The following is a 15,301-nucleotide window of genomic DNA, read 5'->3' on the forward strand; positions in this document are numbered from 1 at the left end:
TTTCTTGAAGTTTCGGGGATTAACCGACCGAGCCTTCCAAGCTTATTTCCAACAGTTTTTGCGCTTCTACGGCAAACTCCATCGGCAATTTGTTCAATACCTCTTTGCTAAAACCGTTTACAATCAAGGCAATAGCCTTTTCAGTATCGATTCCCCTTTGGTTGCAATAGAAGATTTGATCTTCCCCGATTTTACTGGTCGTCGCCTCGTGTTCTATCTGTGCCGATTTGTTCTTCGCTTCAATATACGGAAAGGTATGTGCGCCGCATTCATTCCCCATTAGCAACGAATCGCATTGTGAAAAGTTACGGGCGTTTTCGGCCCGGCTACCAATCTGTACCAACCCACGATAGCTGTTCTGCGATTTTCCAGCCGAAATCCCCTTGGAGATGATGGTGCTGCGGGTATTTTTACCGAGGTGGATCATTTTCGTACCCGTATCGGCCTGTTGGTAGTTGTTAGTGACCGCAATGGAATAAAACTCCCCAACAGAATTGTTCCCTTTTAAAATACAGGAGGGATATTTCCATGTGACGGCCGAACCGGTCTCTACCTGCGTCCAAGAAATTTTCGCATTATTTTCGCATATGCCGCGTTTGGTCACGAAGTTGTACACGCCGCCTTTACCGGCTGCATTGCCAGGATACCAATTTTGTACCGTTGAGTATTTTATTTCGGCATCGTCTAGGGCAATAAGCTCTACAACAGCTGCGTGCAATTGATTTTCATCTCTTGAGGGCGCCGTACAACCTTCCAAATAACTGACATAGCTACTCTCATCGGCTATCACCAAAGTTCTTTCGAACTGGCCGGTACCTCCTTCGTTTATTCTGAAGTAGGTCGATAATTCCATCGGGCATTTTACCCCTTTCGGGATGTAGCAAAACGATCCATCCGTAAATACGGCCGAATTTAAGGCGGCGTAAAAATTATCCGTTTTTGGGACTACGGTCCCCATATATTTTTTGACCAATTCCGGATGCTCTTGAATGGCCTCGGAAATAGGCATAAAAATTATTCCCTTTTCGCCCAGGGTCTTTTTAAAGGTGGTCGCCACCGATACGGAATCCACAACGATATCTACGGCGACATTTTGCAGTTTTTTTTGCTCATCTACGGAAATCCCCAATTTTCGGTACATTTCCAGCAATTCGGGATCTACGTCTCCCAACGTTTTATTGGGATCCGCTTTTTTGGGCGCCGAATAATAACTAATTGCTTGAAAATCGGGTTTTTCGTAGTTTACGTTCGCCCAATCCGGCTCTTCCATTTTTTCCCAAACGCGAAAAGCTTCCAACCGCCAATCGGTCATCCATTGTGGCTCGTTCTTCTTTTTTGAAATTGCCCGAACAATATCTTCGTTCAACCCTTTTGGAAAAGTATCCGACTCTATATTCGTGTAGAAACCGTATTCGTACTCTTTGGTTTCCAGTTCTTTCTTTAATTCTTCTTCTGTATATGCCATAAGCCCAGCCCCTAACCCCCAAAGGGGGAATTAATATTCGTTAAACTCAATATTGAACTCATTTCAACTATTTTTTACTGTTTAAAAATTTTGTAGCGACAGACTAGTTCCCCCTTTGGGTACTAGGGGGCCTATAACGAAAAACTCTCCCCACATCCACAGGTGCGTTGGGCGTTCGGGTTATTGAATACGAACCCTTTGCCGTTCAGCCCACCGGAATATTCCAAAACCGTGCCCACGAGGTACAAGAAACTCTTTTTATCTACGATAATGCGAACATCGTTGTCCTCAAAAACCTTATCGGTTTCACGCATTTCCTTATCAAAATCCAATTCATAGCTTAAACCGCTACAGCCACCGCTTTTGACGCCTACCCGAACATAATCGCTGGTAGCATCAAAACCCCCTTCTGACATGAGGTCGATAACTTTTTTCTTTGCCGTTTCCGAAACTTGAATCATTGTTTTCTACTATTTAAATAAAGAATTTATTTGGTATGATTCTAAATAGCTTACAAATATACGCTATACGTCTCTTTTTATCACTAAACCTAACATTATTATAACTTATGTTCGGATAGTTGTTCTCTACTGAATAGTGCGCATAAAAAAACGGCCAACATCAGAAGGCCGTTTCAAATCGATAAATCTCAGCTACTTTAATTGTCGTCCCCTATCTCTTCGATGGTTTCGTCAATTTCCTCATTGGCCTCTTCATCCAATTTCTCACCTGCCTTTTCAAAAGTGCCCTTATCCTCTTCTACTTCCTTTTCGATGACGACGGTTTTTTCTTTGGATTCCCCGTTTGAGGTGAGTGTTGACAAGGTGAGGCTAGTACGAATAGTAAAACAGTATGTTTTATTCGTTGAACCGTTATTTTATGTGAAGTACGACAACGTCGGTTTTACCGTGGTTCGGAAAGTCCAGAAAATTTTGACTTGAGGTTTCCCCAACCAAAATGATACCGCCACCATCAGTTTCAAAGGCATCAAAACCATAATCCAACCCGTCACCACCGAAAGTTTTTTGCCAAACCATCTTGCCATTGGCATCGGTCTTGATCAACCACATATCATTTTCACCGGCATTGGCCGAAACGTCCATACTCGTACTTTTTGAATTGCCCGAGATGATAAAACCCCCATCCGCACTCAACGAAACGCCTTGGGCGGCATCAAAGGCACCCCCTCCAAAATTTCGCTCCCAGACCAAGTTGCCTTCATCATCAATTTTGATCATCCATACATCGGCTTCGCCGTGGTTTTTGTTTACATCCTGATCATCGCTAAACGTATGCCCCACGACCACATAACCGTTATCGGCTGTTTTGGTGATATCGTAGGCGATGTCGATACCGGAACCCCCATAAGAATTCTGCCATATCAGTTCGCCTTCCTCATTTATTTTTACTACCCAAAAATCGTAGCTCCCACGGCTATTTTTGATATCAAAATCATCACTTTCGGAAAAGCCCGAAAGCACGAAACCGCCATCTTCCGATTGTACGACGGCATGGGAACGGTCATTGTTGGTGCCGCCAAAAAACTTACGCCACTCCATATTGCCTTGCGCATCGAGCTTCGTACCCCAAAACTCCCCAACACCATGGGCAGTTATAGAGCCATTGCCTTTTTCAGTATACCCGTCAGCCTGAGCGGAAGTAATATCCAAAAATCCCGAAAAAAAGAGTCCGCCGTCCTGTGTTTCGATAATATCATACGAATGGTCATGACCCGAAAAGCCAAAACTCTTTTCCCATTGTAAGGTGCCCTGGGCATCCAATTTAATGACCCAATTGTCGTGAAACCCATTATTTACGCTTCCGTCACCATCGCTGCTCATGGCATAGCCGGTAAGGGAGTAACCTCCATCCGCTGTTTGCACGAGACTTTGCCCGCGGTCATCCTTACTACCACCGTAGGTCTTGCTCCATTCCAGATTTCCATCGCTATCTAATTTCAACAGCCAATAATCGTTTACGGGAATGGTTTTGCCGGCGAGGTCCCCATCAGTACTATTGGTAAACCCTAGCACCGCATAACCCCCATCTGCAGTTGCAATTACGGCCTGTGCGGACTCTTCTCCCGAGCCCCCAAAATTCTTGGTCCACTCCAACTCCCCTAAAAATACCTTCTCCGATACTGGAACGGGTGCAACACCCTCGTCATCCGCAGTGCACGCCCCAAGAGAGAAAAGGATAATACTTATCAGTATTTTTTTTAAGCCCATTCCTAATTCGATTTTTGAATGACAAAAAGTCCCCTATCGATATCACTCACTACGATCTTTCCACTTGAGAAATAGGGGTAGACGTTCCAAACCCCATCAAAGGCCGCATTATCGTTCGACGGAAAGGTGTCGAAGAACCCCTTTTCGGTGATGATACGGTTTGCAATGCCTGAAATATCAAGAACACGCACTCCTGCACGATAGCTAGCCAGGAAAAACTCATCTCCCTTTACATAGCCATTATGGTCGATAGCGCTATTGGTTCCTAGATATTCCTCATGAACCACGGGATTTTCCAAATCGGAAAAATCGAAAATTATCGTCCTTGTCCGAAAACCGCGCTCCGTCTCATCCAATTCATCCCCTAGTAAAAAGTACCGCTGGTCCTCCGTAAACCAGCCTTGATGGGTATAGCCGATATTCGAATAGTTTATAGTAGAAATGGCAGTAGGATTGTTTTTGTCGGATACATCGGCGATAACCACTTCATTCTCATTTGCACCGATGAAAATCTCCTTTCCTTGATGTTCGGTATCGGGACCATTGTAGGTAACCACCTGTGCGTCATGAGCGTAGCCCCTTTCGGAATAACCATTCTCGGCCAGTGGATTCTTCGGGTCCTGGATGTTCAAAAAATGAACGCCGCCATTAAAGGCATCATTCCGGGCGGTACCTACCGCATACGCATAGCCGGATGCCTCATTGATTACGATATTGTGGGCATTCCCAAATCCGGTATAGCGGGCATCTGCCTCAAAGATTTGGGGCGTGTCGGTAACCGTTCGGAGTTTTGTCAGATCGAATACCTGCATACCATGGCCTGAAGCCTCCGAAACTATAAACGCATGGTCTCTATATACTTTTACATCGCGCCACGAACTTGGTCCAGTGGCGGAAGGAAGTTTCCCCAAATACGACAAACCATCGGAGATATCAACGAAGACGGTACCATTGTCTACACCCATAATGGCATATTCCCTTCCCGTTGAGCTATCCGTCCATCCCCAACTATCGTTACCAGAACCGGCATCGAAGGTGTCCAAAGAAATGTTGCCGACCAAATCATAGCCGCTACAGGGGTACACCCCTGCCATTCCATTCTCACAAGGTATAAAACCAGATAGGTCTACCTCCGGCGCAGGATTACCATCGTCAGGATCGCAAGCAAAGACAAAAACTAGCAATAGTAGGTAGAACGGGCGTTTCTTCATAGCGATTTTACTTTTATGACCAAAGATAGAATATCTTGAGGAACGGATACGATGGTAAAACAGCCGTATGGCCGTTTACCCTACTGTGGATTATTTAGAAGTTCTTTGTGAACATGCTCTTGCATAAAAAACGTTAGTAGCGCCGATAAAGTACACTAACACCAAAATACCCTTATTTTTGCATCATGTTAGAAGATAAAAAACAAGAACGGATTTCCTTGGAAACCCTAGGGGAGTTCGGATTGATACGTCATTTGACCGAACATTTTACCATACGGCATAAATCGACCCTCAAAGGTATCGGAGATGATGCGGCCGTCTTAGATTTTACGGACAAAACTGTGCTGACCACTGACCTTTTGGTTGAGGGTGTGCACTTTGACCTCAGCTATATGCCACTCAAACATTTGGGATACAAGGCAATTGCGGTCAACCTATCCGACGTATATGCAATGAACGCAAAGGCCACTCAGGTTACGGTTTCGATAGCGGTTTCGAATCGTTTTCCACTGGAGGCACTCGAGGAACTATATGCCGGGATCGCCTTGGCCTGCAAAAAGTTCGGGGTAGACCTGGTAGGGGGCGATACGACTTCATCCCAAAAAGGAATGCTGATCAGTATTACCGCCTTGGGTGAGGCCAAGGAAGCCGATATTGTCTACCGCAGCGGTGCAAAACCGAACGACCTTTTGGTCGTATCCGGAGATTTGGGTGGCGCATACATGGGGCTACAGGTGCTGGAGCGGGAAAAAGAGGTTTTTAAAGTCAATCCGAACAACCAGCCCGATTTGGAACCGTATTCCTATATCGTGGAACGACAATTGAAACCTGAAGCACGAAAGGACATTCCGGAGTTATTGAAAGCCTTAGTTGTACGACCCACCGCGATGATCGATATTAGCGACGGCCTCTCTTCTGAAATCCTGCACCTGTGTCAAGAAAGCAAGGTAGGCTGCAATTTGTTCGAAGAAAAAATACCTTTGGATCCTACGGTTATTGCGGCATGCGAGGAATTTTCTATGGATAGTACCTTAGTCGCCCTGAGTGGTGGTGAAGACTACGAACTGCTCTTTACCATCGACCAGCAAGATTTCGATAAAATAAAGGGAAATCCGCATTTGACGGTGGTGGGCCATATGACCGATGCCTCGGAAGGAACGCATCTGGTTACGAGAGCGAACACTAAAATTCCTTTAACGGCCCAGGGCTGGAATTCTTTTGAGTCTGAATGAAATATCTTTTTTGAACATGAAGTCAAGCCTCGTATGAAAATCCTAAAAAAAGCCTTCAAAATTTTCGGTTTGGTCGTATTAGCGCTGATGGCATCGATATGTATCTATGCCTGTGCCTCGGTTCCTAAGCTTTCGAAGTCTGACAAGGCGATGATCGCTGCTGTAATGCAAGCGCCCCTACCGGAACTTGTTAACGGGGAAACCGGCTTTGCCGATTCGCAATCACACCGCATCTGGTACGAGCGTATTCGACCCGAAAAGAATGTAAAAGGTAGCGTTCTTTTGATCATGGGCCACGGGAACGACGCCCTCAGCTGGCCCCCGGATTTTATTTCGGGCTTTACAGATCAAGGCTATGAAGTGATTCGTTTCGACCATCGCGGTACCGGTTTGTCTACTTCCACCGAAAAATGGAAAAAGAAAAATGCCTATACCCTGACCGATATGTCTGAGGATGTCATTGCCATCTTAAACACAATTGGACTTAAAAAAGCCCATATTGTCGGAGTTTCCATGGGAGGAATGATCGCACAGCTGGTCGCGATCAACCATCCCGAAAAAATCGAAACCCTTAGCTTGATCATGACCACCGGCGATGCCTTGGGCGAGGAGCCCGAGCCCATGTCGGAAGAGTTGTTACCTAAAATGATCAGCGCCGTTCTGAAACACGGTGTTTTTGGTGGTAAAAAAGGAAAAATCAAACTACAGCTCGTTCAGCGCAAACTGTTGATGGGCGATGCCACTGGAGATATAGATGTGCAAGAAATGGCAGAAACCTCGCTTTACAATCAAGTGAAAAGGGATGGGTATCATTTTATCACGGCCAGACACCATCAGCAAGCCATTCTCTTATCATCTTCACGTTATGCCCCACTTCAAAAAATACAGCTTCCAACATTGGTCATCCATGGGGAGCTAGATCCGGTCATCCCAATCTCCCACGGTAAAAAGTTGGCGGAAACCATCCCCAATACATCGCATTTTTGGGTAGCGAATATGGGCCATGACCTTCCCGAAGCCGCCATTCCCGAAATTTGTGAAGAAATGATGCTACATTTTGAGCAATCGAAATAAAAACCATGAAAAACCCCGGCACCTGGGAAACTTCGGACACCTATCTGCCGCTGTCACGACATGGTACGGTTTCTAATTTTCCCCACCCTAAGCCTTATGCAATCCGCTGCTTTAAAAACAAAAACCCCGACACAAAAGTGTCGGGGCGTATAAAAATTCCTAAAAATTAAAGGGCAATCCAACTTTACCATTGTGGGGCGAACGATAATAAAGTTATAGTGATCGGCTTCATTTTCAGGAAATTCCGTAGTTGCGGTCCACTGAGCACAGCAAGACCTTGCCAAAGCATTGGGAATCCCATATTTCGGAGGCTTACGCTACTTGTTGTGCGTCTCTATGCCTTCTCTGATAAATACGTTCCAAGGTGTTATTGATATCCTGTAATTCAGGAGTAAGTGCAGAAAGGTTTCCGCTTACATCTGTCGTCACTTGCTTATTACAATGAATACATTTGTACTCTTTGATGTGCTGTGTCACTTTCTTTGAAACGGAATAGTGATGTCCGAAGAGGTTACAAAATACTTTTTTCATGCGAGTAGGTTTAAAACGTTCCGGAACATGTGGGGAATCCCGGAGCGAGGAATTCTTAGATTTGGCTCACTTTGAAAACATCCTCTTTGCGAATGCTTTTAAATCAAACGGCAAACCCCTTATTTTTATTTGAAAAAAAATCCTGAACTACCAATTTTTTCGATGAACGGGATATTTTTCGATAAAAAGATACAAATGATCGACAAATCGCACTGTAAAGGTTATCAACAATTTAGGCCCTTTATAATTATTAAATTCTAAGCAACACCGTTTAAAATTTACGATTTGCATATCTTTCAGGCTTAACCCAGAATGGTTGATAAACTCTTTTTAAGTTTACAACTTTAGTTGCCAATGCACTCGAACAAAGAGATTTTCGTTACGGCTTTCGCCCTTTTCTCGCTTTTTTTTGGTGCGGGTAATTTAATACTGCCTCCCTTGCTCGGGTTTCAGGCCGGAGGTCTTTGGTGGCTCGTCGCTTTGGGCTTTTGCCTATCGGCGGTATTGATTCCAATTTTTGGCATTTTGGCGCACGCCAAATTGCAAGGCACCATTTTCGATTTTGGAAAGAAGGTGTCCCCTACCTTTAGCTTAGTCTATTCCATTTTGATCTACGCCATATCGGTGAGCTTACCATCACCGCGAACGGCTGCCGTTACGCACGAAATAGCCATTGACCCCTTTTTCGGATCGTCGCCTTGGTACACCAGTATCGTTTATTTTGCCTTGGTATTCCTCTTTGTCATCAACCGGTCTAAAATTCTCAGCATCATAGGGAAATTATTAACGCCGGCCATTATCATCATTTTACTACTCATTATTGGGGTTGCCTTATTTTCCCATGACTTCGCTTTTGGGATAACGATTTTTGACAGTCCGTTTACCGATGGGATTCTTGAAGGGTATCAGACGTTTGATGCCATTGGCGCTGTGGTCGTGGGCGGGGTAATCATTGTTTCCATCAACATCAAAAAAAAGGATGCCCCCTATGAAGAAAAGAAGACGCTTATTCGCCGTGCAGGCTGGTTGGCTGGTCTAGGGCTTTTCTTGATCTATGCCGGACTCATTATCACAGGTGCTTTAATGCATGGCGAATTCGACGCAGGTATTTCGCGTACGGCGTTGCTAAGTGGCATCAGCACAAAAACATTGGGCGGCACGGCCAATCTATTTTTAAGTATTTTGGTAAGCCTCGCATGTTTTACCACGGCGGTAGGCATCGTAACAGGTACTGCAGATTTTGTAAAACACCGCTTTCGAGATTCGCAGCAGGCTTATTTGATTACGGCCCTAATCGGCTGTGTGCTCGGGGTGGTCATGGGACAGTTTAATGTCGACTACATCATTGCGGTCGCGCTCCCGGCACTTATGTTCCTTTACCCGATTACCATAGTCTTGATCCTCTTAAATGTCGTTCCCGAACGATTCGCGGCTCCCAAGGTATTCAAGGCCGTGGTTATCGCGACCTGTATTTTTAGTATTCCAGATTTTATGGGGAGTGTTGGTTTCCCCCTATTCCCCAAAGGGGGAACTTTCTCTTGGATACCGTTACAGGACTATAGTATGGGATGGGTATTGCCGGCATTGGTGGTTTTCGTTGTTTCGAATTTGAATACTACCCCACAAAAAAAAGTCTAGTAAGGCATTTATTTCCTTATTTCACTACCGCAATGTTGTCTATTTCACCGATTTTTTCAAATAAATCCGTAATAACATGTTGCTGACCTTCTGGCGTTACATCTTTGAAGCAATTCAGCAAATCTTTCGTTGTAGCATAGCGTTCTGTTTCCATTTTAAGTGTGCCACTCTGCGTATTCCAATCCTTTAAAAATCTTCTTAAGGCCAAATTGACTTTCTTTTCGCCTATGGCCTCTTGCAATACGTACATATTGATTGCTCCTTTTCGGTAGTAGATGTATTCTTGATTTTCGACCAAACTAAGTGGAACTTCCTGGCTTTTGTCCCGAAGCCTCCCCGCTTCATAACGCTTCTTTTCACCTGCCAAGAACTGCTGTACCTTTTCCTTGGAGTACTTTTCTTTTAAAACCATGGTCGCTGAATATTGGGCCAATGTTTCCAATATCATATTGCGTCCTTGAACGTTTGCAGCCTCTACCTGCAAACCCCACCACTGATGCGCCAACTCATGGGCGGTGATAAAAAAGGCCATATCCACATCTTCTTCTTCATCAATATTCAATACAAAACCCAAGGCTTCGGAAAACGGAACCGCGGTAGGAAACGACTGCGCGAACTGAGCATAACGTGGAATTTCCATAATTCGCATCTGCTTGTATGGGTACGGACTAAAATTCTTACCATAATAATCGAAGGAAAAGTGCATCGATTCCAACATTCTGTCCAAATTATATTCATGGCCTTTGTGGTAATAAATTTCCAAATCAATAGGATTTCCCAAGCTATCGTTTTTAGGAGTCCAAACATCCTTCAAAACTTCATATCGGGCAGATACGATAGAATAAAAATTAATCATAGGCCTATCCATTTTATAATGGAAGTAATTCCGCTCGTTCTCGACCCAGGTTTTCACCAAATTCCCTGGGGCGATTGCAGTTTGGCCAAGGGCTGTTCCAATGATAATTTCAAAGTTGATTCCGTCGGAATCACTCCCTGATCTGGCGTTCAACAATTCTCTTTTATCTTCCCTGGATTTTTTACCCGTAGCATTGGCTAACCCATATGCCACCCGTTCATCGGTATCCCGCAGCTCATAATTATTGTTGTATCCTAAAGTTGGAAAATGTTCATTCGTTAAAAAGGTGCCGTTGTAAACGATTTTTGTATCCGAACTTCCTACTTCAAAACCTTTTGTAGTGTACGTTTGCCTAAAATTCATTTGAATAGAATCGCCAAAAAGTAAAGGTTCTTTTAGCATATATTTGTTGTAATCATAGTCCGCATACTGACTTTGTAAGACAGCTCCTCCTTCAAAATCTACATTGTACAAGCGCACGTTATCTTCTATCGCTTTTTGAACATGAACTTCAACTATGGGGTCTTCATTGGTATTTTTTAGAGTGTAATACCCATCCAAAACATAATCCCTTGATTCAGGATATAGTTCCATTTTCAAATTCACGCTAACAATTTTAGGCTGGGGGTAATATTCCAACGGCTTAAGTTCTTTCTCATAGGATGTTCTGAATGCGTTTTCTTTAGAATTCGACCAATAGGTATTTAGAATATTGGTGTTGTAGAAGTTATATGCACCAACGACCATAAATAGAACAAGCACCGAAATTCCGAAGCTAAAGAGCGGTTTGCTCCACTTGTTTTTTGATAATCTCATGCGTTTCCAAAACCTTATGTCGGTTCCTCTCACCGAAAAAACAGCCGCGAGTAGCAATAAGATCATTCCGAAAAGTGCCCAATAGATTTTGATAAATAGGTAAGGTTTTAGGAAATGGCCGTACCCGTTCATATCGGAATATTTGCCTAAAGCGTTCCCACCGAAAAAATAGAGATCATGATCAAGCCCAAAAGTTCCGAAGGCAAGGTTGCCAATGAAAAGTGCTATAACCAAAATGATTCCTATAAACTTCTGATTCGTAATGACCTGCACGAAAAAGGCCAAAAATGAATATAGCGCCAAAAAGGGGAATAGCTCCAGAAAGAAACCATAGAAATACACCTGTACCTCAAATTGGTAATAGCCATTCATAGTTTGAAATACGATTCCCGATACAATCAAGGAAACCATGAGCGCAGCATACATCAACAAAAGGCTACAGTACTTGCTCATCAATTGTACAAAATCGGAAATTGGCGTAGCATCATGAATCAATTCCATTTTTGCCCTTCTCTCTTTCCAAATCAATTCTGCAGAATAAAAGACCAATATGATAATGAAGAAGTAAATGGAGTTTTCTTGAAGTTCCTCCACAATAAAATAGGTGGTAGGATGGCTGTCAACTTCATATACTGTTCCTAAGCTGACCGAATTGATAAAAATAATAAGCATCCCACAGATCAGAATGGCCCAAAAGGAAGCCTGTTTCGTAATTCCCCTAAAATGAAACCATGAAAGATGGGCAAATTGCATCCACTTCGCTTTAAAATCTTGATGTAGCGAAACGGTGGGGATTTGCACTTCCTGTTCCGAAAAAGAACGTAATGTCCTGAAGATTGATGCTTCCTTCTTTTTTCGACCGTTTTGTACACCGTGAAAATTGAATTTATGGTAGCCTATGCATAGGCTCACTACGCCCAATACAATCCATAAAAACTTATTGTAAAGCAGCACACCTTCCAGGGGGATACTCCTCAGGTTACGTTCGTCAACCGTCCATAATGCCGTAATATCGGTTAAAGTCGTCAGGGAAAAAGGATCCAAAAGAGATTGTGTAAACTCATTTTCAATTGCCTTTGTCAGCATAAACCAAACAAAAAGAACAATTCCTTGGGTGTAGACCACTACTAATTTTCGACTTAACGCCCCACCAACAAAAAATAAGGAAGCCCCAAAAAACAGGAGAGGTAATGCGATAATTGCAAAGGTTTGTAAATAGGGAAGTGCACCAAAGGGAAAATAATCATCGGGATTGTGCCATGGCATACGTTCTCCTAGCATCATTCCGATTAAAACACCGCTAAAGATAAGCAGTAGTATCACAAACGATCCTAAAAACCGCCCTAGCAAATAATCACGTTTTTTTATCGGATTTATAAATAGTATAGCTTCCATTCGATATTCAAAGTCCCGCAATACCGAAGTCCCCATTATCATTGAAGCCAACATCATAAAAATTCCCGTAATCACCCCCATCGTTTTGGCAATGACCAAAGGCGCATTTCGTTTGACAGGGCCAAAATCGATGCCCTCAAAAACAAAATCAACACCCACCATCGAAAATAAAAGAAGGAAGAGGAAAAAGACGTAAGTATCTAGGCGTTTTAGCCGATACCTTAGCTCAAACTTGAATATTTCGTAGCACATCTTTTCTAGCTCTTTAGAATTGAGGCCTCTTGCCCATAAATTTGCGAGAAGTACACATGTTCCAAATCTGCCTTTACAGGCACAAAACCATTTTCTGGATGCTTATCGTGAATCACATGTATGATCGGTTTCCCCTGAAAGAATTTTTCACTGATTACCCGATATTTCTTTTGGTAAAGTTTCAGTTCATTTTTTTCAATGGTTTTTTGGTAGACTTTACCCTCCAGTCTTGCTATCAATTGCAAAGGCTTTCCTCTTAACAAGACTCGCCCCTGATTGATGATGGCCATATTGGTACAGAGCTCCTTTACATCATCAACAATATGGGTGGAGAGAATTACGACCGTGTTTTCACCCAACTCACTCAATAAATTATAGAAACGATTCCGCTCTGCCGGATCTAAGCCTGCGGTTGGTTCATCTACAATAAGCAGCTTTGGATTGTTCAATAAAGCTTGGGCGATGCCGAAACGTTGTTTCATACCGCCAGAGAACCCCCCTAGATTCTGTTTTCTGACGTCATATAAATTAGTTTTGTACAAGAGCGCTTTAACGATTTCTTGTCGTTCTTTCTTATCGGTAATTCCTTTGAGCACCGCCAAGTGATTTAGCAATACTTCACTAGAGATTTTGGGGTATAACCCGAACTCCTGTGGCAAGTACCCCAGCACATTTCTAACTTCGTTTTTTTGGGTCAATACATTAAGGTTACCAAGCGAGATAACCCCTTCATCGGGGTCTTGGAGTGTTGCCAAAGTTCTCATTAACGTAGATTTCCCGGCACCGTTCGGGCCGAGCAAACCGAACATCCCCTTTGGGACATCCAATGAAATATTGTTTAGGGCTTTAATCCCGTTTGCATAGGTTTTTGTAAGGTTGGAAATACTAAGCGTATTCATTTAAAGAATATTTTGAGCAAACCTGATGTTATATTCGAAGTATTCGAAATAATTGTGATGACACGATTCACAAGGGGTTTGTAAAGCAGTCTTGGCGTTATGAGATGCTTTTGTCACCGCCCATGAACACTTCGTCCTCCTTTGGCATCTGTTTGTCAACTTATTTGTCAGGCGGACTTTCTTTCCCTAATATTGAACATGGATTTCCAGTTCTGGAAGAGCAACAAACGATTAAAAAAATGGGTGCTCCGTGTCTTTCTCGTCGGAACGGCCCTGCTCATCGTTATTTTTAATGATGCTTTTGGCGACAACGAGCCGTTCCAAATCTTTGCCGTATTCTATTTTCTACTTCTTATTTTTCTGTTCATTCGTTGGACTTTCAAACAGCTAAAAACGATCATCAAACTCAAAAACGAAAAGGCCAAAACCGAATTGCAGCATCTCAAAAGTCAAGTCAATCCACATTTCTTTTTCAATACGCTGAACAATCTCTACGGACTAGTTGGAAAGGACCCTGATAAGGCGCAAAACCTGATTTTAAAACTTTCCGATATGATGCGTTACAGTATTTATGAAGGGGAACGCGAATTTGTGACGATAGAAGAGGAAGTGGCCTATCTCAAAAACTATATTGAATTGCATAGAATGAGATACCATAAGACGATTGACATTCGGCTTGAAGAGGACATTAAAAAGCAAGGTTTCCTTATTATGCCGTTACTGTTTATCTTGCTTCTAGAGAACGCCTTTAAACACGGTGTTGAAAATTTAAGGGAAAATGCATTTGTTCATATAGGATTGGTGGTGAACGAAAAAGAAGTTCAGTTTACAGTGAGGAACAATTTTGATGCTTCAGAGGTGTCCGTAGCATCGGGAATCGGATTAAAAAATCTTAAGCGAAGATTGGAATTGGCCTATCCCGATAACCATTCCTTGGCCATTAAAAGTAAAGAGGGAGTTTATACGGCCCAATTATCCCTAAAGCGACAATGATGCGATATCTTATTATTGACGACGAGCATATGGCCCATGACATTATCAAGGGGTATTGCGACCTCTTGCCCAATATGCAGCTGCTGAGAAATTGCTATGATGCTTTAGAAGCTTTTGAATATTTGACTACGCATCAGGTAGATCTTATTTTTCTCGACCTCAACATGCCCAAATTGAAAGGTTTCGACTTTCTGAAAACACTATCGAACCCACCTAAAGTGATTGTGACCACGGCTTACCAAGAACATGCGCTGGAAGGTTACGAACTTGCTATAGTGGACTACTTGCTTAAACCATTTGGTTTTGAACGTTTTCTGAAAGCGATCAATAAGGCCGCTGGTTCAACGGCCAATTTACCAGCGGTGAATTCAAAGGAAGATTGGACATCAACTAAAACGATTTTCCTTCGGGAAAATAAAAAATACGTTCAGGTTGCTCTGGAGACCATATACTATATAGAAGCCGCAGGAAACTATACTAAAATCCTAAGCACTGAAGGCAGTATTACAGTTCGGGAGAAGTTTTCCGATGTTTTGGCTTCATTGGAAACAGAGGGAATCCTTCAAGTTCACAAATCCTTTGCCGTTGCTACCAAACACATTAAAAGTATTGAGGGCAATCGAATTCATATTGCCAATACTACGATACCCATAGGAAAGATGTATAAAATGAACGTTACTCGGCTAATGGGTGGTTAAAGCCTAGGTGAAA

Annotated in this window: 13 protein-coding genes; 5 read left to right on the top strand and 8 right to left on the bottom strand. The window is 43.0% G+C overall.

Annotated elements, in window-relative coordinates:
• Nucleotides 1-19 precede the first annotated feature (19 nt).
• From sufB to FGM00_RS17190, 5 genes are all read right to left on the bottom strand, one after another.
• The gene (gene sufB, locus FGM00_RS17170) at nucleotides 20-1,465 is read right to left on the bottom strand and encodes a Fe-S cluster assembly protein SufB (RefSeq protein ID WP_138854099.1); all 1,446 of its coding nucleotides are present in this window, start codon (nucleotides 1,463-1,465) and stop codon (nucleotides 20-22) included.
• 131 nt (nucleotides 1,466-1,596) lie between these two features.
• On the bottom strand, nucleotides 1,597-1,926 hold the full coding sequence (locus FGM00_RS17175; RefSeq protein WP_138854100.1) for a HesB/IscA family protein: 330 nt from the start codon (nucleotides 1,924-1,926) through the stop codon (nucleotides 1,597-1,599).
• A gap of 197 nt (nucleotides 1,927-2,123) precedes the next feature.
• Nucleotides 2,124-2,288 carry a hypothetical protein gene (locus FGM00_RS17180; RefSeq protein ID WP_236262830.1) on the bottom strand — a complete coding sequence of 55 codons (165 nt, stop codon included), beginning with the start codon at nucleotides 2,286-2,288 and terminating at the stop codon, nucleotides 2,124-2,126.
• A 49-nt stretch (nucleotides 2,289-2,337) separates the two neighbouring features.
• Entirely contained in the window at nucleotides 2,338-3,693 is a 1,356-nt protein-coding gene (locus tag FGM00_RS17185; protein WP_138854102.1) for a hypothetical protein, read from the bottom strand.
• Nucleotides 3,694-3,695: 2 nt separating this feature from the next.
• Nucleotides 3,696-4,904: a choice-of-anchor B family protein gene (locus FGM00_RS17190; protein ID WP_138854103.1), complete on the bottom strand. Its 1,209-nt coding sequence runs from the start codon at nucleotides 4,902-4,904 to the stop codon at nucleotides 3,696-3,698.
• 185 nt (nucleotides 4,905-5,089) lie between these two features.
• Here FGM00_RS17190 and thiL point away from each other — a divergent pair, with 185 nt between their 5' ends.
• A complete protein-coding gene (gene thiL / locus FGM00_RS17195; protein ID WP_138854104.1) occupies nucleotides 5,090-6,136 on the top strand; it encodes a thiamine-phosphate kinase in 1,047 nt (348 codons plus the stop codon).
• 33 nt (nucleotides 6,137-6,169) lie between these two features.
• Complete coding sequence (locus tag FGM00_RS17200) at nucleotides 6,170-7,210, top strand: alpha/beta fold hydrolase (protein WP_138854105.1); 1,041 nt, start codon at nucleotides 6,170-6,172, stop codon at nucleotides 7,208-7,210.
• A 312-nt stretch (nucleotides 7,211-7,522) separates the two neighbouring features.
• Here the strand turns inward: FGM00_RS17200 and FGM00_RS17205 are convergent, their stop codons facing one another.
• Nucleotides 7,523-7,741 carry a hypothetical protein gene (locus tag FGM00_RS17205; protein ID WP_138854106.1) on the bottom strand — a complete coding sequence of 73 codons (219 nt, stop codon included), beginning with the start codon at nucleotides 7,739-7,741 and terminating at the stop codon, nucleotides 7,523-7,525.
• 354 nt (nucleotides 7,742-8,095) lie between these two features.
• On the opposite strand from FGM00_RS17205, the gene brnQ reads away from it, so the two are divergent.
• Nucleotides 8,096-9,379, top strand: coding sequence for a branched-chain amino acid transport system II carrier protein (brnQ, locus tag FGM00_RS17210; RefSeq protein ID WP_138854107.1), 1,284 nt, complete (start codon nucleotides 8,096-8,098; stop codon nucleotides 9,377-9,379).
• Between the two features lie 16 nt (nucleotides 9,380-9,395).
• On the opposite strand, the gene FGM00_RS17215 is transcribed toward brnQ, so the two are convergent.
• Both FGM00_RS17215 and FGM00_RS17220 read right to left on the bottom strand, forming a co-directional pair.
• On the bottom strand, nucleotides 9,396-12,698 hold the full coding sequence (locus tag FGM00_RS17215; protein WP_138854108.1) for an ABC transporter permease/M1 family aminopeptidase: 3,303 nt from the start codon (nucleotides 12,696-12,698) through the stop codon (nucleotides 9,396-9,398).
• A 5-nt stretch (nucleotides 12,699-12,703) separates the two neighbouring features.
• The gene (locus FGM00_RS17220) at nucleotides 12,704-13,597 is read right to left on the bottom strand and encodes an ABC transporter ATP-binding protein (protein ID WP_138854109.1); all 894 of its coding nucleotides are present in this window, start codon (nucleotides 13,595-13,597) and stop codon (nucleotides 12,704-12,706) included.
• Nucleotides 13,598-13,795: 198 nt separating this feature from the next.
• Here FGM00_RS17220 and FGM00_RS17225 point away from each other — a divergent pair, with 198 nt between their 5' ends.
• Both FGM00_RS17225 and FGM00_RS17230 read left to right on the top strand, forming a co-directional pair.
• The gene (locus FGM00_RS17225) at nucleotides 13,796-14,590 is read left to right on the top strand and encodes a sensor histidine kinase (protein ID WP_138854110.1); all 795 of its coding nucleotides are present in this window, start codon (nucleotides 13,796-13,798) and stop codon (nucleotides 14,588-14,590) included.
• Nucleotides 14,587-15,288, top strand: coding sequence for a LytR/AlgR family response regulator transcription factor (locus FGM00_RS17230; RefSeq protein ID WP_138854111.1), 702 nt, complete (start codon nucleotides 14,587-14,589; stop codon nucleotides 15,286-15,288). Before FGM00_RS17225 ends, FGM00_RS17230 begins: the two co-directional genes overlap by 4 nt.
• Nucleotides 15,289-15,301 lie beyond the last annotated feature (13 nt).

Origin of the sequence: Aggregatimonas sangjinii (genome assembly GCF_005943945.1) — a bacterium.
Taxonomy (GTDB): Bacteria; Bacteroidota; Bacteroidia; order Flavobacteriales; family Flavobacteriaceae; genus Pelagihabitans; species Pelagihabitans sangjinii.

Coding starts and splice junctions, on each gene's coding strand:
- sufB (WP_138854099.1), bottom strand. CDS start 1,465: ATGGCATATACAGAAGAAGAATTAAAGAAAGAACTGGAAACCAAAGAG.
- FGM00_RS17175 (WP_138854100.1), bottom strand. CDS start 1,926: ATGATTCAAGTTTCGGAAACGGCAAAGAAAAAAGTTATCGACCTCATG.
- FGM00_RS17185 (WP_138854102.1), bottom strand. CDS start 3,693: ATGGGCTTAAAAAAAATACTGATAAGTATTATCCTTTTCTCTCTTGGG.
- FGM00_RS17190 (WP_138854103.1), bottom strand. CDS start 4,904: ATGAAGAAACGCCCGTTCTACCTACTATTGCTAGTTTTTGTCTTTGCT.
- thiL (WP_138854104.1), top strand. CDS start 5,090: ATGTTAGAAGATAAAAAACAAGAACGGATTTCCTTGGAAACCCTAGGG.
- FGM00_RS17200 (WP_138854105.1), top strand. CDS start 6,170: ATGAAAATCCTAAAAAAAGCCTTCAAAATTTTCGGTTTGGTCGTATTA.
- FGM00_RS17205 (WP_138854106.1), bottom strand. CDS start 7,741: ATGAAAAAAGTATTTTGTAACCTCTTCGGACATCACTATTCCGTTTCA.
- brnQ (WP_138854107.1), top strand. CDS start 8,096: ATGCACTCGAACAAAGAGATTTTCGTTACGGCTTTCGCCCTTTTCTCG.
- FGM00_RS17215 (WP_138854108.1), bottom strand. CDS start 12,698: ATGTGCTACGAAATATTCAAGTTTGAGCTAAGGTATCGGCTAAAACGC.
- FGM00_RS17220 (WP_138854109.1), bottom strand. CDS start 13,597: ATGAATACGCTTAGTATTTCCAACCTTACAAAAACCTATGCAAACGGG.
- FGM00_RS17225 (WP_138854110.1), top strand. CDS start 13,796: ATGGATTTCCAGTTCTGGAAGAGCAACAAACGATTAAAAAAATGGGTG.
- FGM00_RS17230 (WP_138854111.1), top strand. CDS start 14,587: ATGATGCGATATCTTATTATTGACGACGAGCATATGGCCCATGACATT.